13 protein-coding genes are annotated in these 18213 nt (G+C 61.4%); 7 read left to right on the top strand and 6 right to left on the bottom strand.

The window, feature by feature from the left end:
* Positions 1-26: 26 nt before the first annotated feature.
* Positions 27-1238, bottom strand: coding sequence for an anaerobic sulfatase maturase (locus QEO92_RS30235; RefSeq protein WP_265105913.1), 1212 nt, complete (start codon positions 1236-1238; stop codon positions 27-29).
* A gap of 461 nt (positions 1239-1699) precedes the next feature.
* On the opposite strand from QEO92_RS30235, the gene QEO92_RS30240 reads away from it, so the two are divergent.
* On the top strand, positions 1700-2653 hold the full coding sequence (locus QEO92_RS30240) for a formylglycine-generating enzyme family protein (protein ID WP_227705760.1): 954 nt from the start codon (positions 1700-1702) through the stop codon (positions 2651-2653).
* Positions 2654-2687: 34 nt separating this feature from the next.
* Here QEO92_RS30240 and QEO92_RS30245 read toward each other — a convergent pair whose 3' ends face one another.
* Positions 2688-4349 carry a glycoside hydrolase family 3 protein gene (locus tag QEO92_RS30245; RefSeq protein ID WP_227705761.1) on the bottom strand — a complete coding sequence of 554 codons (1662 nt, stop codon included), beginning with the start codon at positions 4347-4349 and terminating at the stop codon, positions 2688-2690.
* A 52-nt stretch (positions 4350-4401) separates the two neighbouring features.
* Positions 4402-6231 carry a sulfatase-like hydrolase/transferase gene (locus QEO92_RS30250; protein WP_227705762.1) on the bottom strand — a complete coding sequence of 610 codons (1830 nt, stop codon included), beginning with the start codon at positions 6229-6231 and terminating at the stop codon, positions 4402-4404.
* Positions 6232-6414: 183 nt separating this feature from the next.
* Here QEO92_RS30250 and QEO92_RS30255 point away from each other — a divergent pair, with 183 nt between their 5' ends.
* Positions 6415-7986: an ABC transporter substrate-binding protein gene (locus QEO92_RS30255; RefSeq protein WP_227705763.1), complete on the top strand. Its 1572-nt coding sequence runs from the start codon at positions 6415-6417 to the stop codon at positions 7984-7986.
* Positions 7987-8075: 89 nt separating this feature from the next.
* Here QEO92_RS30255 and QEO92_RS30260 read toward each other — a convergent pair whose 3' ends face one another.
* Positions 8076-9002, bottom strand: a complete 927-nt coding sequence (locus QEO92_RS30260; RefSeq protein WP_037145384.1) for a LysR family transcriptional regulator — start codon at positions 9000-9002, stop codon at positions 8076-8078.
* Positions 9003-9206: 204 nt separating this feature from the next.
* On the opposite strand from QEO92_RS30260, the gene QEO92_RS30265 reads away from it, so the two are divergent.
* Genes QEO92_RS30265 through QEO92_RS30285 form a run of 5 tightly spaced genes read left to right on the top strand, consistent with a single transcriptional unit; the run spans position 9207 to position 16079 of the window.
* The gene (locus QEO92_RS30265; RefSeq protein WP_037146006.1) at positions 9207-10145 is read left to right on the top strand and encodes an ABC transporter permease; all 939 of its coding nucleotides are present in this window, start codon (positions 9207-9209) and stop codon (positions 10143-10145) included.
* A complete protein-coding gene (locus QEO92_RS30270; protein ID WP_227705764.1) occupies positions 10145-11911 on the top strand; it encodes a dipeptide/oligopeptide/nickel ABC transporter permease/ATP-binding protein in 1767 nt (588 codons plus the stop codon). The genes QEO92_RS30265 and QEO92_RS30270 overlap by 1 nt, the downstream gene beginning before the upstream one ends.
* Entirely contained in the window at positions 11908-12723 is an 816-nt protein-coding gene (locus QEO92_RS30275) for an ATP-binding cassette domain-containing protein (RefSeq protein ID WP_227705765.1), read from the top strand. Before QEO92_RS30270 ends, QEO92_RS30275 begins: the two co-directional genes overlap by 4 nt.
* 3 nt (positions 12724-12726) lie before the next feature.
* Positions 12727-14508: a sulfatase gene (locus QEO92_RS30280; protein ID WP_227705766.1), complete on the top strand. Its 1782-nt coding sequence runs from the start codon at positions 12727-12729 to the stop codon at positions 14506-14508.
* A 26-nt stretch (positions 14509-14534) separates the two neighbouring features.
* Positions 14535-16079 carry a sulfatase family protein gene (locus QEO92_RS30285; protein WP_227705767.1) on the top strand — a complete coding sequence of 515 codons (1545 nt, stop codon included), beginning with the start codon at positions 14535-14537 and terminating at the stop codon, positions 16077-16079.
* Positions 16080-16160: 81 nt separating this feature from the next.
* Here QEO92_RS30285 and QEO92_RS30290 read toward each other — a convergent pair whose 3' ends face one another.
* Both QEO92_RS30290 and QEO92_RS30295 read right to left on the bottom strand, forming a co-directional pair.
* Positions 16161-17159, bottom strand: coding sequence for an MDR family oxidoreductase (locus QEO92_RS30290; protein WP_280107540.1), 999 nt, complete (start codon positions 17157-17159; stop codon positions 16161-16163).
* A gap of 29 nt (positions 17160-17188) precedes the next feature.
* Complete coding sequence (locus QEO92_RS30295) at positions 17189-17944, bottom strand: FadR/GntR family transcriptional regulator (protein ID WP_227705768.1); 756 nt, start codon at positions 17942-17944, stop codon at positions 17189-17191.
* Between the last annotated feature and the right edge of the window lie 269 nt (positions 17945-18213).

Consider the following 18213-nt stretch of genomic DNA (forward strand, 5'->3'; position numbering starts at 1 on the left):
TGCTCAAGGTGTCCCGTAAGCTGCGCCTACATGTCCGGGCGGACGGCCAGGCTGTCAAGCAGGTCCATGATACGGGCAGGCGGCTGACCCCGACGCAGAAGCTCAGCCATCATTCCAAAATAGGGAGCGGCATGTTCGAAGAACGTGCGATTGGACCGGCAGAAATAATTGACGCGTTCAGTCTCGTCTCCAATTGCCGGCAGGAAGCGGTGCTTTGGGCAACCGCCATGACAGGCAAACCGCCATCGGCACTCCTTGCACATCCCGGGCAGCCCGCTCCGCTTGTCGAGGCCGAACTGCAACTGTTGCGGCAGGGCGGCCAGGTCGGCTATCGGCGTATCCTTGATGTTGCCCAGTCGATATTGAGGATAGACGTAGTGGTCGCAGGCATAGAGGTCCCCATTGTGTTCGAGCGCAAGACCGGTACCGCAGGTTTCCGCGAACACGCATAGCGAGGCCGGCTGTCCCATCCATACACCGAGCTGCAGATCGAATAGCTGGACAAAGATCTTGCCGACGTCGTGGCGGACCCACTCATCGAAAATGCTACAGAGAAACCGACCGTAGTCTTCCGGCGTGACGCTCCAGGGGGTCACCATGTTTCCTTCATCCCCGGGGTGCGGTGGAGGTGCGAGGTGGCCTTTCGGATCAACGCGCTCGACCAGAGGAATGAATTGTATGAAATCGACGCCAAGTTCACGGAGATAGCGGTAAACATCCAAAGGGCAGGCCGCGTTGTGCTTGTTGACGACGCATAGAATATTGGTTTCCACCTTGTGGCGATTGAGCAGTTCCCACGCGTTCAGGACGCGCGCCGAGCTTGGCAAATCCCGTCTGTCGCGCCTGTAGTGGTCGTGAAGGTGAGGAGGGCCATCAAGACTCAATCCAACCAGGAACCTTTCCTGACCCAGGAATTGCGCCCAATCCTCATCCAGCAGCGTTCCATTCGTCTGCAGGGCGTTCGCAATGGTTCGGCCGGGAGGGCAGTGCTTCCTTTGCAGCGCAACGATGGTCCTGAAGTAGTCCAGCCCGAGAAGGGTCGGCTCTCCGCCTTGCCAGGCGAACCATATCTCCTTTTGTCCGATGCTGCTTTGGCTGGCAATGTAGTCACGGATGAAGGTTTCCAGAATATCCGGCGGCATCCGAAACCGGCGTTCGCCGGGGTATAGGGCTTCCTTCTCCAGGTAATAGCAATAGGTGCAATCGAGGTTGCATTTGGGGCCGATGGGTTTGGCCATGACGTGAAATGCATGAGACATCGCGGGGCCTCGAGGATTAGGAGAGTTCCAGCTAGGGTTCCTCGCGAGGCCGGCCGGACTATCCGCCTATATCGAACGAGCCGTTTTTCGTCCTTGTCATTGCGCAAGTCCGAGCGAAATTTGGAATGCGCGATTCCCTCCATTGGAGATATTCCCCTGGCTTTTCACGTTGCGGGCGTTCATTTCAATGGACCGGGATAGGCTGGGGCGGCCTGCCTTTCCTGCAGACCTTGTGCAATGCCCACGATGGGATAAACGTGTTCTGCATCGAACCTGCGACCCATGATCGCCTGCCGCGGAAGGAGTTGCGTGAGACGAAAATCCTGGCGTCAACGCCACGCGGCGGCTCGCACATGTTCCATCTCGAAATGCTTTACCACCGCGGCAGGTAGTTTACTGAAAGTGCAGTTCGCCGGGATGGAAAAGTTCGGGAAGATACAATGAACGGATGCTGTTCGGCTGTCAGCCGAAACAATGGAAACGAAGGATCGGGCGAAGCTGCGAAGATTTCGTCGCGGGGCAAGGCGGGCGAGGTGATCGCAGTCAAGGGCGGCGAGACCTTCGTCGGTACCAACGACCCGGTCATCGCCGTCGACGGCGAGGGGCCGGAACGCAGGGTCACCGTCAACGATTTCTTTCTCGAGGCCGAAACCGTCACCGTCGCGCGTTTTGCCGAATTCGTTGAGGCAACTGGCTACGTCACCGAAGCGGAGAAATTCGGCTGTGCCGCGGTGTTCATGGGATTGCTGAACGATCGGGAACTTGCAGCCAATAATGTCGCGGGCACGCCGTGGTGGGGGCGGGTGGACGGGGCGATCTGGAAGGCTCCGGAAGGGCCGGGCAGTTCGATCGAGGACAGGATGGATCATCCGGTGACGCAAGTGTCGTGGAATGACGCCATGGCGTTTGCGTACTGGGTCGGCGGTCGCCTTCCCACGGAAGCGGAATGGGAACATGCGGCAAGGGGTGGCAATCGTCGCCGCCGTTATCCCTGGGGCGACGAAGAGCCGACGGACGCGAAGGTCTTCTGCAATATCTGGCAAGGCCGGTTTCCGCACCAGAACACGCTGGCGGATGGATTTTTCGGCACCGCGCCGGCGCGCAGCTTCACACCGACCGGGGACGGCTTCTACAATCTCGCCGGCAATATCTGGGAATGGACGAGCGATCCGTTCCGAGTGCGCTCGCTCACGCGCCAGGCGAAAATTCGCAATGAACAGGCGAAAAAGAGTGCCGACAAGCTGCTCAAGGGCGGTTCGTTTCTGTGCCACAAGAGCTACTGCTATCGATACAGGATTGCCGCCCGCATGGGCCTGTCACCCGACAGCGCGTCCAGCAATACCGGCTTCCGCATCGCCTATGATGTTCGGCCCGGCGAGCGTCGAGCAGGCTGATATCGCGGCAATCCCGCCGGGCGGTCGCACCCGCCTAGAACCTGGCATCCGGAGCGCCAGAAAAGGGATCGATGGGATTCTTCCGGTTCCACGGGCGCCTGCCCATGAGCGCCTCAAGCACGGCCTTCTGCATCGCCTCGTGGGTCGAGTAGGCGTTGATATAGGTCGGCACCCTTGGGGCGTCGTAGAGGTAGTAGGGGAAGCCGAAGGAGATCATCACCGTCGGCAGCCGTGTCCAGGGCCGCTTCATGGCCGCCCGGAAATCGCCGTGGAGCGAAAGCCAGTCGAGGAAGATGCGCCCGCGCGTCAGAAGCGTCTCCTCGCCGAAGAGATAGAGCACAAGATCCTGCCCTTCCGCATCGAGGGGTGTGCCGTACCGATGGAGGGTGACCTCGAACCCCTCGCTTGCCAGCATCTCCGGCAGCTTGAAGTCCAGCCGGGCGTTCTGCATCGGTTCGACGATCCCGCCGGATACCACGAGGATGCGCCGGTGTTTCGCGAGGTCCAGCGGCAGGGTGCCGGTGCGGTCCTTCACCAGTGTCGGGGCGCGGGCGAAAGCGTCTTCCGCCAGTTTTTGCGCGGCCGCGTCGCCGACATGGGGCGGTATCTCGACGCTTCGGTGTAGCCCGAGCGAGGCCTTGAGCGCCAGGACCCGGGTCACCGCGTTGGCAAAGCGCTCGGCGGTGATGCGTCCGGAATGGACGGCGTCGCGCACGGCGGCGATTTCCGTTTCCGGATCGGAGGAAAAGAGCACCATGTCGCAGCCCCCCGCGATGATCTCGATCTTGGCCTCACATGGCGGCATGACGCCTGACAAGCCCGCCATCTCGCTCGCATCCGAGACGATGAGGCCGTTGAAGCCAAGTTCGCCGCGAAGCAGGTCGAGATTGAGCGCCGCCGAAATCGAAGCCGGCAGATAGGCTTCTTCTCCGGCGTCGGGATCGCGTTCGAGGATATAAGCCGGCAATGCGATGTGGGCCGACATGACAGACTTCACGCCTTGGTCGATGGCAGCCTTGTAGAGCGTTCCGAAGGTTGCGCGCCAGTCTTCCATCGACAGCGGATTGATCGTCGTGACGAGATGCTGGTCGCGCTCGTCATATCCTTCGCCCGGCCAGTGCTTGACTGTTGCGGCAAGGCCAAGCCGTTGAAAAACACGCATCTGCGCCAGCGCGTGGCGCTCGATGAGTGCCGGGTCGGAGCCGTATCCGCGGGTCGCGACGATCGGGCTGCGGAAGGCCGCATTGATGTCGAGGACCGGGGTGAAGGACCAGTTGATACCCACGGAGCGGGCTTCGCGCGCCATGAGGTCGGAGATCGCTTCGGTGAGCGGTACATCGTCCACCGCGGCGAGTGCGAGCGGATTGGGAACGGGCGTTCCGAAGGAGAGGCTCATGCGGGAGCCTTCGAGATCGGCGGATACCAGAAGCGGGATATCGGCCTCCGCCTGAATGGCGGCCATATGCTCGCGTTCCGCCTTGCCGTCAGAGCCGAAGAAGCGGGTGATGCCGCCCGGCTTCAGGTGCCGAAGGCGGGCGATTTCCGTCTGACGGTCATCGCCCTTGGAGTTCAGGTTGAAAAGCTGTGCGGCACGGGACGTTTCATCGAGGGCCTGAAACGTGCGTTCCACCCAGGCAAGCGCTTCGCGATCGAGATTGAAGGGGGCTTTCGTCAGGTGATCCAAGGTGAGCGTCATGGCTATATCCAATCATACGAAAAGCAACGCATCTTACAGGACTTCATTGCGACTATTGCCGGGTCGTGCCGGCCTTCTGCTTGCCCATCTGCCCCTCGGCATCGAGCTTGCTGCAGTCGAAGATCGTGTTGGTCGGCCTATAGGTGCCGTCCAGCCGCTGGGCCAGATAATCGGAGGATTGGCGCAGATAGGTATCCTCGTCATCATGCAGCGCACGCACGTCGGCGAGCGAGATGTCGGGGAATGGCGGCAACCAGGTCAACGCGTCGAGGGCCTGCAGCTTGATGCGCGGGTCTGGTTCCGTGCGGAGAATCCGCGTTATTTCGCTCACCCAATGACGGGCGTCCCCTGCATGACCGAGCGCTTCGGCCAGCGGAATGCGGACCTGTGGGGCCGGTTCCTTCGCATAGGCGGCCGCAAGGCCTTCGGATAGAGACTGCCCCGAGGAAGAAAGCATGAGCAGCCCCTTGGCGGCCCAATGGCGCATGACCGGTGAGGGGTGAGACAGCCTGCTCAAAAGGGTCGGCGCATTCTTCCCATTTCGGGCAGCGGCGGCAAGCGCAAGGTCCATGATCTCCGGGAGCGGGTAGAGCGTTTCGTTCCGGCTCGCTTCCCAGGTTTCCACCGGGCTGTGCTCGGGAATGAAGCCGGTATCGCGTATTGCGAGCATATGCTCGTCCAGCGCCGCGCGATGTTCATCGATCAGGTTCTCGTATGCCGCATCGTCGATCAGGTTGACCGTGGCGTCGGGATCGCATTGAAGGTCGTAGAACTCTTCCGCCGGCTTCTGGCGCCAGAACTGTTCTTGCGCAGGGTTGAGCATGCCGCCCAGATGCACCGCCTCATAGTCCTGATAATGCACGCCGAGCCACTCGAAGGCGACATATTGCCCGAGCATGCGGTGCGGCATGTAATTGCGGATATGGCGGTACTGCTCCGAACGGACCGTGCGGCTGAGATCGTAACGTTCGCCCATCCGGTCGCGGCCACCGAAGACATATTGGCGCGGCACGGCCTGCGGCCCCAGCAGCGGCGTGCCGTGCAGTCCTTGCGGACTATCGAGGCCGGCAATGACAAGGAAGCTCGGGAAGAGGTCCACGAGCGATACCGGGGCACTGACATGCGTTCCGGCGACATGCGGCATGAGGTGGCGCCATCTGGGCGGGACCCGGATGATCAGGGGTACGCGCAATCCCTCGTCATAAAGATAGCGCTTGGAGCGCGGCAGCGCCGAGCCGTGGTCCGAGAAATAGAAGACGATGGTGTCGTCGGCGAGGCCATCGGCCTCCAGGTCGGCCAGATGCTGGCCCAGTTCGGCATCCATGCGCGCAATGGCATTATACTGCCGCGCCAGGCTCTGCCGCATGCCGGGCGTGTCGGGCAGATAGGATGGCAGGGTGACATCCTCGGGGCGTACGGTGCCGGGCTGCTCCTTGAAGGTGCAGGATTCATGCGTCGTCATGCAGTTGAAGACGGCGAGGAAGGGCTTGTCGTCGGGACGGTTGCGCCAATGAGCTGACCTGCTGGATTCGTCCCAGATTTCCGCCGGATCGACATCGCAGTTATAGTGGGTCTTGGCGTTGTTGGTGCAATAATAGCCGGCCTTCCGCATCTCGGCAGGGTAGGTCAGGAACTCGTTCGGGAGGTGGGCCAGCGCCTGCATATGCTGTGCTCTGGGGCAGCTTTCAGCGTAGCGACCGGTCAGAATGGCAAAGCGCGAAGGTGCGCAGACCGGCGAGGTGCAGTTGGCCGTTTCATAGACGACCCCGTCGCTTGCCAGCCGGTCAAGATTGGGCGTGTGTGCCAGCGTGTCGCCATAGGCACCAAGCCGGGGCGGGCAGTCTTCGCTCACGATACACAATATGTTCGGCCGATCGCCCATGCCTCTTCCTCCCGCTTGTCTATGGCTATCTCGATATCATCGCCAAAGCGTGGAGAGGACTGACAAAACACCCGCGAGCGATAAGCGCAATGCATAAGCCGCGGCAAAGCGACATATGAGTTTGATCTATCACTCAAGCTGTTCTTTGCATTTCTCGTTAATCCTGCCGGATGGTAAGCGAAGATGGGAAAGCCGGTCGCGAGGCTGATGGAGGTCGCAACCGAGCAGGACGCCAAGGGAGGAAAAATGCGTAACATCGTGTTCGCGGCGGCTGTCGCGGCAATGGGTTCGGTTGCATCGGCACCGTCGGTCATGGCGCAGGTCGCAAACGACGACCAGACGCTGGCCATCGCAGCCATACTGGACAATAACAGCTTCGATCGCGCGCAGCTGATGATCGCCAATCAGATGCAGTTCTGGCAGCCCGTGCTCGACACGCTTCTGGTCATGCAGCCCGATGGCAAGGTCGTGCCTAACCTCGCTACCGCCTGGTCCTATAATGACGACCACAGCGTGTTGACGCTCACGCTGCGCGAAGGGGTGAGCTTTACGGATGGAACGCCTTTCGACGGCAACGCGGTCAAGGCCAATCTCGACTATCTCAAGAAGGGTGCCGGCCAGAACGGCTTCATGGCCGCATTGATCTCCGAGGTGGAAGTGGTTTCGCCGACCGAAGTGCGCCTGCATCTCAGCGAGCCCGATCCCAGCTTGATCGACAATCTGACTGTGGTCGGCGGCGCGATTGCCTCACCAGCCACTCTCGGCTCCAAGGACTTTGCGAACAACCCGATCGGTTCAGGTCCTTACATCTACGATGTCTCGGCTTCCGTCCCCGGCCGCCAATATGTCTATAACCGCAATTCGAATTATTGGAACAAGGGCGCGTTCCCCTTCGAGCGCGTCACCATCACGCCGATCAACGATCAGGTTGCGCGTCTCAATGCCCTCAAGTCGGGTCAGGTCGACGCGGGCTTGGGAGAAGCGCGCACGGTCGCGGATGCCGAGGCCAACGGTCTCGTCGTGCAGCGCAACGACGTCAACTGGCTGGGCTTCATCATTGCCGACCGCGAAGGCAAGATTACGCCGGCGCTTGCCGACGTGCGCGTCCGCAAGGCGCTCAACATGGCCTTCGACAAGGCCTCGATCCTCAAATTCGTCGAACTGGGCTTCGGTCGCCTGAGCGATCAGATTTTTCCTACCGGCAGCAGCGCCTATGTCCCGGAACTCGACAAGGTCTATTCATTCGATCCGAAGGCCGCCCGCGCCCTCCTCGAAGAAGCCGGATACGGCAAGGGCTTCACCCTGGTTTTGCCGGAGCTTGCCAGTTTCGCGAGTTTCAATCCCATCGTCGAAAAACAGCTCAAGGATATCGGCATAACGGTGCAATGGGAGAAGATTGCTCCCAACGCAACCATCCCCGAGCTGCGGTCCGGCCGTTTTCCAGCTTACGTTTTCCAGTTCGGCTATCAGGGGACCTGGGCGGAGTACCAGAAATTCGGCTATCCGCATTCCGCCTGGAATACGTCCAAAGTTGCCGATCCGCAGTTCCTCAAGATGCTCGATGCGACGCAGCACGCGATCGGCGACGAGCAGATCAAGGGCTACCGGGATCTCAACCGCTATATGGTGGAAAACGCCTTCTTTGCCCCGTGGTATCGGCGCGACACCATTTATCTGACGAACAAGCAGACTGCCGTGAAGTTGCATCCCACCAACGCTGTGCCCCACATACGCGATTTCTCGAAGGCGGAATAGACGACCTTCCCAGGCAAATACGCCTTCGATAGTGGGCAGTCGGCAGCGGCTGCCCATTTTCGTCTAGCGGCGGCAGCGAACATTCCGTGTCATACCTCGTTATCGAGGCCAAATCTGGTTCTGCACAGCTCGACCAGTGCTTTCATCGGCTCCCAATCCTGCAGCTCTGTGCGGAAGATCATGCCGATCTCGGCCGTGTTCCGTTTCAAGAGCAAGGGAACGGGAACGATGCGCGGCGCGGCAACGGCATGCACCGACAATTCCGGAAGCACGCAAAGGCAATCGCTTTGCTGCAGGATCGTAAGCACCGAAAGCAGGTTCTGGCACACAAAGCGGATATCCGGCGAACCGCCGAGATGTTCCGCTATCGTATGCTGCGTGATCTCGCGGTAGGCTGGCAGCTCGGAATAGACAATCCACGGGTACTCAAGAAGATCAGAAGCCGCAATGCCGTCATCTTCCCGACGCGTGGCGAATAGGGGATGATCCTCCCGCGCCATGACATGATTGGATACTTCCGTGAGCTTGATGCGGGCGAAGCGCTGGCTGGTTCCCCCGTCATTGAAGACGCCGCCGAAGGCGACATCCAGCCGCCCCTCATGCAGATCCTGTAGCGTCTTGCCGAAGGTCAGGGTCGTGAATTCGATCAGAAGACGGGGGAAGCGCTTCTGCAACTGGCTGAGCACGCCCGACAGAACGCCTGAGCGCCACACCGGTCCGCCACCTATCCGCATCACGCCCTTTTCGTCCATCGCTTCCGCGCGCAATTCGTGCTCGGCGATTTCCCAGTAGCGCTCGATACGGCTGGAAACGGACAAAACCCGCTCGCCGAAAGCTGTCGCCTTCACCCCACGTGCATGCCGCTCCACGAGCCGCTGCCCAAAATAGCTCTCCAGCTGCGCGAGCGAGCGGGAAAGCGCCGGCTGGGTGATGTTCAGCTTTTCCGAGGCGCGCCGAAGGCTGCCTTCCTGAAGGATCGTGCGAAGACGGAAGAGATGGGTGATCTGGTCGAGCATGAAGGATATGCGCCTGCGTTATCACTGCTGATGCTTTTTGCATTATCGATGCATCGGTTCAACTGTTATCAATTCCTGCAAAAGACGCCCGATAAGAAATTCGCAGGGCAGGAATGTGAGGAGGAGACAGACAATGAGATTCGCTCGAATGCAGCATCCGCCCGGACGGGCGGTGCACCGCTCCCGGAAAGGGAGCTGATCGCAATGCTGAAGTATGTCTCAAAGCGCATCCTCTCGAGTCTTGTTCTTCTTGTGCTGGTGACGACGCTGACGTTCGTGATGGTGTTCGGTGGAGCCGACAATGTGGCCCAGAACATCCTGGGGGAGAACGCCACCGACGCACAGATCGCCGCACTTGAGGCTAAGCTCGGGATCGACCGGCCGCTTTACGAGCAGTACGGCGACTGGGTAGCCAATGCCGTCCAGGGCGATCTGGGCCAGTCCTGGACAATGGGAGAGAGCGTCTCCCGGATCGTCTCGGGGCGGCTGACGGTGACCTTGTCCATGGTGACCGTGGCCGTCATCACGATTGGCATCATCTCCTCACTTCTCGGCATTACCGCTGCCGTGAAAGGCGGCTGGGCAGATCGGGTGATCCAGGTTCTCAGTGTCATCGGCTTCTCGCTGCCGAATTTCTGGCTCGGTCTCATCCTGGTCGTGGTTTTCGCGCTCAATCTCCGCTGGTTTCCAGCGACGGGCTATGTGGATTTTTCGACGTCTCCCATCGGCTGGGCCGCAGCACTCACTCTGCCTGTTGCGGCGCTGGTGCTTTCCGGCATCGCCTCTGCTTCCCAGCAGGTGCGAGGCGCCATGATCGATGCGCTGCGCCAGGATTATGTCCGCACCCTGAGGGCCGGCGGCATCAGGCCGTCATCGGTGCTGTTCCGCCATGCGCTGCGTAACGCCATGCCGGCGGCACTCACCGTGCTCTCCGTTCAGTTCATCGCCCTTCTGGGCGGCGCGGCCATCATCGAACGGGTCTTCGCCATTCCGGGCCTCGGGTCCGTCACAGTCCAGGCAGCGCTTTCCGGGGATGTTCCGGTGCTGATGGGCGTGGTGGTCACCATGATCATTCTCGTTGTGTTCGTAAACATCGCCATCGACCTCGCCAATGCCTGGGTCAATCCGAAGGTGAGGCTCTGATGACGTCTGCAACTCAACAACAATCCCCGGCGCCGCTCGCCGCCCGCGCCGGCCTGTTGCGCTCAGTGCTGATCAATCCGCTCGGGCTCGTCGCGACGATCCTTCTGTCCATCGTCGTTATCACCGCCATCTTCGCACCGCTGATCGCGCCTTTCGCGCCCGACGACCTGCAGATCTTCAAGGTCAACGCGGCGCCGGGAGACGGCTATCTCCTGGGGGGCGACGGATCGGGGCGCGATATCTTCAGCCGTCTCGTCTATGGGGCACGCAATACCCTGATAGGCGCGCTCATCGCGGTCACAGTGGCGGCCTTCGTGGGCGTGACGGCCGGCCTGTTCGCCGGCTATTTCGGTGGGCGGCGCGAGGTCGTCATGAGCTGGATCTCGGACGGCCTCATGTCCCTTCCGGCGCTCATCGTCCTGCTCGCCTTCTATCAATCGCTCGGCTCGTCCATCGAGATTTCCATGCTGGTCTTCGGCGTCATGCTGGCGCCGGGCTTCTATCGATTGACACGAAATCTGGTGAATGGCGTCAAGCACGAGCTCTATGTCGATGCGGCGCGCGTTTCGGGCCTCTCGGACCTGCGCATCATCGTCCGGCACATCCTTCTGGTCATTCGCGCGCCGGTCATCATTCAGGTTTCGGTCGTCGCAGGCATCTCGATCGTCATCCAGTCGGGTCTGCAATTCCTCGGTTTGGGCGATACGTCCATTCCGACCTGGGGCGGCATGCTGCAGGACGCATTCGCCAACATGTTCGTGGTGCCGACCGCGATCTTATGGCCGGGTCTCGCCATTTCGGTGACCGTGGCCTCGCTTGTGCTCCTTGCCAATGCCATCCGCGACCGGCTGCAGCAGGGCAACCGGCCTGCGGCCATTGCCGGTCTGCCGGAAGCAATTGCCAAACCGGCAGCCGGAGCCGCACCGACCGATAAGGATGCGCTGCTCGACGTGCGCGATCTGGTCGTCGGCTATCCCGACAAGTCCGGCTGGACGGAAGTCGTCAAGGGCGTGTCGCTGACGCTGCGGCGCGGCGAAGTGCTTGGCCTGGTTGGGGAAAGCGGCTCGGGCAAGACACAGACGGCTTTTGCTGTGCTGGGATTGCTTTCCACCGGTGGCCGCATCCTCTCCGGCTCGATCTGGTTCGATGGCCGCGACATCGCGAACCTGCCCGAAGAGGAGATGCGCAAGCTGCGCGGCAAGCGCATCGCCTACGTGCCTCAGGAACCGATGAGCAATCTCGATCCGGCCTTCCGGATCGGCTATCAGCTGACCGAACCCATGGTCACGGTGCTCGGTATTTCCAGAGCCGAAGCCAGGGAAAGAGCGCTCAAGCTGCTGGCGCGCGTCGGCATGCCCAACCCTTTGCGCACCTTTAACGCCTATCCGCACCAGATCTCAGGCGGCATGGCGCAACGTGTGCTCATCGCCCGCGCCATCTCCTGCAATCCGGACCTGCTCATCGCCGACGAACCGACCACGGCCCTGGACGTCACGGTGCAGGCGGAAGTGCTGGACCTGCTGCGCGATCTCCAGGCGGAGATGGACATGTCGGTGATCCTGGTCACCCACAATTTCGGGGTCGTGGCCGACATCTGCCATCGCGTCTCGGTGATGAAAGACGGCAGGGTCGTGGAAACCAACGATGTCCGGCGGCTCTTCGCAGCACCTCAGCACGACTACACCAAAATGTTGCTCGGCGCCGTCCTCGACGACGTGACGCCGCGTGTCTACCAGCCTCGTTCCGGCAGGGGAGTTGCGGCATGACTGACGACGTCATCGTCGAATGCATCGATGTGAACACCCATTTTGGCGCGCTTCATGTCCTCAAGAACGTCAATCTGACTGTGCGTGCCGGTGAAACGGTGGGACTGGTTGGCGAAAGCGGGTCCGGCAAGACCACCTTGGGCCGCGCCATTCTCGGCATCGGTCCGGTCAGTTCGGGGCGCATCCTGTTCGATCGGCAGGATATTGCCGGCGTGCCGCCGCGCGACCGCAAGGGCAATGCCGCTGCCATCCAGGCGGTATTCCAGGATCCCTATACCTCGCTCAATCCCTCGATGACCATCGAGGACATCTTGACCGAGCCGATCATCGCGCGCGGGCAGGCCGGCAAGGCCGAGGCCACCGCCAAGGTCCGCACCCTACTCGACCAGGTGGCGTTGCCGAGCGATGCCGCTTTCCGCTATCCGCGCGAATTTTCCGGCGGGCAGCGGCAGCGCATCGCCATAGCCCGGGCCTTGGCGCTCTCGCCGCATCTCATCGTCTGCGACGAGCCGGTGTCTGCGCTCGATCTCTCCACGCAGGCGCGCGTCCTCGATCTCTTCATCGAGATCCAGGAGCGTACCGGCGTCGCCTATCTCTTTGTCAGCCATGACCTCGCGGTCGTCCGTCACATTTCCCATCGCGTCGCGGTGATGCGGGGCGGTGAGATCGTCGAATTCGGCGACTGCGATCAGGTCACTGCCAATCCGCAGCATAATTATACCAGGCGGCTCCTGCTGGCCGCTCCCGTTGCGGATCCCGTCCGTCAGGCCGAACGACGTGCCGCGTTCCGCGCTCTGGCCATGGGAGCCTGATTCATGCGCGCCATCATCGTCATGTTCGACAGCCTTAACCGGCGCATGCTGCCGCCTTATGGCGATACGCAAACCCATGCCCCCAATTTCGTCCGGCTGGCGGCGCACACGGCCACCTTCGATCGCTGCTACGCCGGCTCCATGCCTTGCATGCCGGCACGGCGGGAACTGCATACCGGGCGGCATAACTTCCTGCACCGTTCCTGGGGGCCGATCGAGCCCTTCGACGATTCCATGCCGGAAATCCTCGCCAAGAACGGCGTCTATACCCACCTCGTCACCGACCATCAGCATTACTGGGAAGACGGCGGCGCGACCTATCATACCCGTTATTCCAGCCACGAATTCTTCCGTGGCCAGGAAGGCGATCTGTGGAAGGGCGTGGTCGCCGAAAATGACCGCAGGCGGCTGACCGACATCTTCCACCGCATGAGGAACCAAGACCGGATCAACCGGTCCTATCTGGCCGATGAGGCCGACCATTCACAGACCCGGGCGTTTGATGCGGGGTTGGAATTCATCAACACCAATGCCGGGGCGGACAGCTGGATGCTCCAGATCGAGACCTTCGATCCGCACGAGCCTTTCTTCAGCTACGAGCAATATCACCGCCTCTATCCCGAGGGCGAATCCGGCGACAGCCCGACTGATTTCGATTGGCCGCCCTATGCACGGGTGACTGAGTCCCAAGCCACGGCGGATCATGCGCGCCGTCGTTACCTCGCCCTTCTTTCCATGTGCGACCGTAGTCTCGGCCGTGTCCTCGACCTCATGGACGAGCACGACATGTGGAAGGATACGATGCTCATCGTCTGCACCGACCACGGCTACATGCTGGGGGAACGCGGCTGGTGGGGCAAATCCGTCATGCCCTGGTATGACGAAACCATCCATACCCCTTTCTTCGTCTGGGATCCGCGCGCAGGCGTCGCCGGCGAGCGGCGGCAGGCGCTGGTCCAGACCATCGACATCGCGCCGACGCTGCTCGATTTCTTCGGCCTCCAGCCGACCAGGGACATGCTTGGTCGGCCTCTGCGAGAGACGGTCGCGAGTGACCGCCCGGTGCGCGAGGCGGGACTGTTCGGCAATTTCGGCGGCCATGTCAGCGTCACCGACGGGCGCCATGTCTATATGCGCGCCTGTGTCGACCCGGCCAACACGCCGCTCATGGAACACACGCTGATGCCCACCCATATGCGGTCGCGCTTCGAGCCGTCCGAGTTTGTTGAGGCCGAGATGATGCCGGGCTTCTCCTTCACCAAGGGCGCACCCGTGATGCGCATGCCCGGCTGGACCATGCGCGGCCCGGCCGATTACGGAACGCTGCTCTACGACCTCGAAACCGACCCCGGTCAGACTACGCCGCTACGGGATCCGGCGCTGGAATTGCGCATGGCCCGCCTTCTCGTCCGGCTCATGCGCGACAACGAGGCGCCGTCCAGCCAGTTCGAACGTCTGGGGCTGCCGTCCGATGGCCCGGTGACGGAAGACCACCTTCTCGTGGAACGGCAATGGGCGCAGATCGAACTGGGCCAGAGGCGGGCGCCGACGGTGGCGGATTTTGCTCCGGATGCCTTGATTGCGACGGTTCCCGTCAACGTTCTGCTGGCGGAGGACAGCACGCGCGAGATCGTTGCCGACGCGCTTCCTGGCCTGCGTGGCGGTAAGGTCCCGCCCATCTTCGACGACAAGACGCTGCTCGAGATCGCCGGCATGGTGCCTCATCTCGACAAGGATCGCCTTGATGCGCTGGAGGCTTTGCTCCGGACGGCGGTCCCGGCTTGATTATCTCTAGATCCCAAGAGTTCAACATGCGTCCCAACATCATTTTCATCATGAGCGACGATCACGCCGCCCGCGCGATCTCGGCCTACGGCGCCGGCCTGAACCATACGCCCAACCTTGACCGACTGGCCAGGGAAGGCATGCGCCACGACGCGGTCTATGTCACCAATTCCATCTGCACGCCCAGCCGTGCTGCCATCCTCACAGGCACCTACAACCATGTGAACTGCGTCACCACGCTCCATACGGAGATCGACAACCGTTTGCCAAATGTTGCCAAACACCTGCGGCGGGGCGGCTATCGCACCGGCATGTTCGGCAAGTGGCATATGGGTGAGGGGCCTGCACATAATCCGACCGGTTTCGACGATTGGGCCGTCGTACCGGGGCAGGGGGACTACTGGGACCCCAAGTTCATCTTCCCGGACGGCAAGCGTCGCATTCCCGGCTACGCCACCGACATCATCACCGATCTCAGCCTCAAATTCATCGAGGAATCAGAGAGACAACCCTTCTTCCTCATGTGCCACCACAAGGCGCCGCACCGCAATTTCGAGCCGCATCCGAAATACAACCATCTCTGGGCCGGCGAAGACATACCGCTGCCCGAAACCTTCAATGACGATTATTCCAACCGCGCGGCTGCGGCGGCCGCGGCCAAGATGCGCATTCGCTCGGACATGAACTATGAGGACCTCGGGCTGGTAACACCGCCCGGACCGGCTTCCAAAGTCGGTCCCTTGATGCTCGACTTCATTCCCTGGATGCGCAAGGTGCCGGATTTGCAGCCCGGCGAAACCATCACCGTCATCTGTGCCGAAACCGGCGAGAACTTTACCTTCAACGACCCGCAGAAATTCGCGGAATTCAAGTACCAGCGTTACATGAAACGGTATCTGCGCACGGTGCAGTCCATCGACGAAAATGTGGGACGCCTGCTCGATTACCTCGATGCGAAGGGCCTGGCGGAGAACACCATCGTCATCTACACGTCCGACCAGGGCTTTTTCCTCGGCGAGCATGGCTGGTTCGACAAGCGGTTCATGTATGAGGAATCGCTGCAGATGCCGTTTCTGACCCGGTATCCGGCAGCCATCAAGCCCGGCTCGACCAGCAAGGACATCGCCTGCAATGTGGATTTCGCCCCGACCTTCCTCGACTATGCAGGCCTTCCCATTCCCAGCTATATGCAGGGTCGCTCGATGCGACCGGTGCTGGAAAGCAGCACGCCCGGCGATTGGGAGCAACTGACCTACCATCGCTACTGGATGCATAATGACGATATCCACGAGGCCTGGGCGCATTATGGCTTGCGCGACGAGCGCTATAAGCTGATCTACTGGTACAACGACGACCTCGGTCAGCTTGGAGCGCGCCCCAATGGTGCACCGCCGGAATGGGAGCTTTTCGACTGCGAGAAGGACCCGCACGAACTGATCAATGTTGCCGACGACCCAGCCTATGCGGCAATTTTCAGGCACATGCTTGCCAAGCTCGATGCCAAGATGGCCGAGATTGGTGACGTGCCGGAGCACGATAGCGCCTTGGTGCTGAGAGAATTGGCGGCGTGACGGACATGGACGAAATGGCCGGGATTGTCGAAGATCTCATCGACGCTATGACCCTCGAAGAGCAGGTATCGCTGCTTTCTCTCATACAGCCATAACGTCGATCACGACCCGGCCGCGGATCCTGCCGGCGACGATGTCCTCGGCGAGCCGCGGCAGGTTGGACATGGGCTCGACGGTCGTCATGCTGCCGAGCTTCGCCTTGTCCAGGTCGCGGGCGAGCCGCGCCCAGGCGGACATCCGCTGCTCGCGGGTGGCGAAGACGGAATCGACACCGATCAGAGTGACGGCGCGCAGGATATGCGGCAATACGGTGCCGGGCAGGTCGGCACCGCCGGCAAGACCGCAGGCGGCGATCGCGCCGCCGCGGACGGTCTGTGCTAGCGCGTTGACGAGCGTGGTGGAGCCAACACTATCGACGCCGCCGGTCCAGCGCTCCTTCTGCAACGGGCCGCCCTTTTCGGCGAGCGTTGCGCGATCGACGAAGTTCGTGGCGCCGAGCGAGGCGAGATAATCATGAGTTTCCGGCCTGCCCGTCGAGGCCGTGACGTTGTAGCCGCGCGCGGCGAGTAGCGCGATCGCTACCGAGCCGACCCCGCCGGCAGCGCCCGTCACCAGGACCTCACCTTCGCCGGGCTTGATCGTGCCCCATTTTTCGAGCGCGTCGACACACAGCGCCGACGTGTATCCCGCAGTGCCGATCGCCATCGCCTGTTCCATCGAGAAAGCATCAGGCAGAGGGATCAGCCATTCCGGCTTGACTCGCTGGTAACGGCCATAGGCGCCCCATTCCGTCTCGGAAAGGCCCCAGCCATTCAATACCACCTTGTCGCCCGGCTTCCACTCGGGCGAGCGGGATTCGAGGACGGTGCCGGAGAGGTCTACGCCGCCCATCATCGGCATGCGGCGCGCGATGCGGCCCTTGCCCGTAATGGCAAGCCCGTCCTTGTAGTTCAGCGTCGAACAGGCGATCTCGACGAGCACGTCATGATCCGGAAGATCGGCGACGGAGATATCCCTGAAAGCGCCTTTCGGCTTGCCGTCGACGGCATCTATCACCATCGCTCTGAACGTCTCGGTCATGGCATCTCTCCGGTGTTGGGTAGTTCGGATCAGGCAGAGGCCTGCGCGCCCTCGCGTTTGGCACGCGCTTCAAGGACGGCGGCATAACTTTCGCGCACATAGGCGAGCAGGCGAGCGAGCGCGTCCGCAGCCTTGACGTCTTCACGCTTGCGCACTGCATCGAGGATTTCCTGATGCAGCGAGGCGACATGACGGCGTTCACGCACGCGGAAGACGATCATGTTGGTGATCGGGATGAAGGCTTCGATGACGGTGTACATCATCAGCTTCAGAGGGCCGTTGCCGGTCGATTCCACCAGTGCCCTGTGAAAGCGTACATCGGAGGCGCAGAAATCCTCGTCGCTGATCGTCTCGTCCTGCTGGATCGCGATCTCGGCCTCCATGGCGGCAAGATCGGCATCGCTGCGGTTTTCGGTGGCGAGCCGGCAGCACACGGTCTCCGTCTCCAGGCGTGCGGTGATGATCTCTTCGATGTCGAAGGCGCCGATGCCGACGAGCAGGGTCGCCGCACCGGTGATCGCCTTGGACAAGCCCTCCGGGTCGGGGCGCTTGACGAAATTGCCGCCGGCCGGACCGCGCTTGGAATGAATGAGGTTCTGGGCGGCGAGACGTTTCAGGGCCTCGCGGACGGTTGGGCGTGAGATGCCGAAGCTCTTCGCAAGCTCTTCTTCGGTCGGCAGGCGTTCGTCCACTTTCAGGCGCCCGTCCAGGATCGCGGAGCGGATATTGTCGGCCACCTGTTTGGCAATGCCCGTGCGCACAACCTCGTCATATTTGAGGATCACGTTGGCCTTCCCCCGCGTTCTGGTTGCCTCTCCAGTTTCTAGTGATGCCACGACGCAGTCGAAAAGGCTACTGCTTTTTAAATATAGGTTTGACAAATAGCGGAATGGGAATAACTTTGCCTGCAAAGCCGAAAAGGCAAGGGGAATTGGATATGGGCGAGATCGTGTTCGGCCGGACGTCGTGCCGTGGTCGTGGCAGAGAGTTCCGGGAGGACCTGATTGTCTGACCGTGTGAATCGTCTTCTCGCCCGGCCTGATGGAGCACTGGA

It is taken from the genome of Neorhizobium petrolearium (genome assembly GCF_029854435.1).
GTDB classification, from domain to species: Bacteria; Pseudomonadota; Alphaproteobacteria; order Rhizobiales; family Rhizobiaceae; genus Neorhizobium; species Neorhizobium petrolearium.

Bases quoted from the DNA above. Each gene is read 5' to 3' on its own strand.
- QEO92_RS30250 (WP_227705762.1), bottom strand. From the start codon at position 6,231: ATGGGCGATCGGCCGAACATATTGTGTATCGTGAGCGAAGACTGCCCG.
- QEO92_RS30265 (WP_037146006.1), top strand. From the start codon at position 9,207: ATGCTGAAGTATGTCTCAAAGCGCATCCTCTCGAGTCTTGTTCTTCTT.
- QEO92_RS30290 (WP_280107540.1), bottom strand. From the start codon at position 17,159: ATGACCGAGACGTTCAGAGCGATGGTGATAGATGCCGTCGACGGCAAG.
- QEO92_RS30255 (WP_227705763.1), top strand. From the start codon at position 6,415: ATGGGAAAGCCGGTCGCGAGGCTGATGGAGGTCGCAACCGAGCAGGAC.
- QEO92_RS30240 (WP_227705760.1), top strand. From the start codon at position 1,700: ATGAACGGATGCTGTTCGGCTGTCAGCCGAAACAATGGAAACGAAGGA.
- QEO92_RS30245 (WP_227705761.1), bottom strand. From the start codon at position 4,349: ATGACGCTCACCTTGGATCACCTGACGAAAGCCCCCTTCAATCTCGAT.
- QEO92_RS30235 (WP_265105913.1), bottom strand. From the start codon at position 1,238: ATGGCCAAACCCATCGGCCCCAAATGCAACCTCGATTGCACCTATTGC.
- QEO92_RS30260 (WP_037145384.1), bottom strand. From the start codon at position 9,002: ATGCTCGACCAGATCACCCATCTCTTCCGTCTTCGCACGATCCTTCAG.
- QEO92_RS30270 (WP_227705764.1), top strand. From the start codon at position 10,145: ATGACGTCTGCAACTCAACAACAATCCCCGGCGCCGCTCGCCGCCCGC.
- QEO92_RS30285 (WP_227705767.1), top strand. From the start codon at position 14,535: ATGCGTCCCAACATCATTTTCATCATGAGCGACGATCACGCCGCCCGC.
- QEO92_RS30280 (WP_227705766.1), top strand. From the start codon at position 12,727: ATGCGCGCCATCATCGTCATGTTCGACAGCCTTAACCGGCGCATGCTG.
- QEO92_RS30275 (WP_227705765.1), top strand. From the start codon at position 11,908: ATGACTGACGACGTCATCGTCGAATGCATCGATGTGAACACCCATTTT.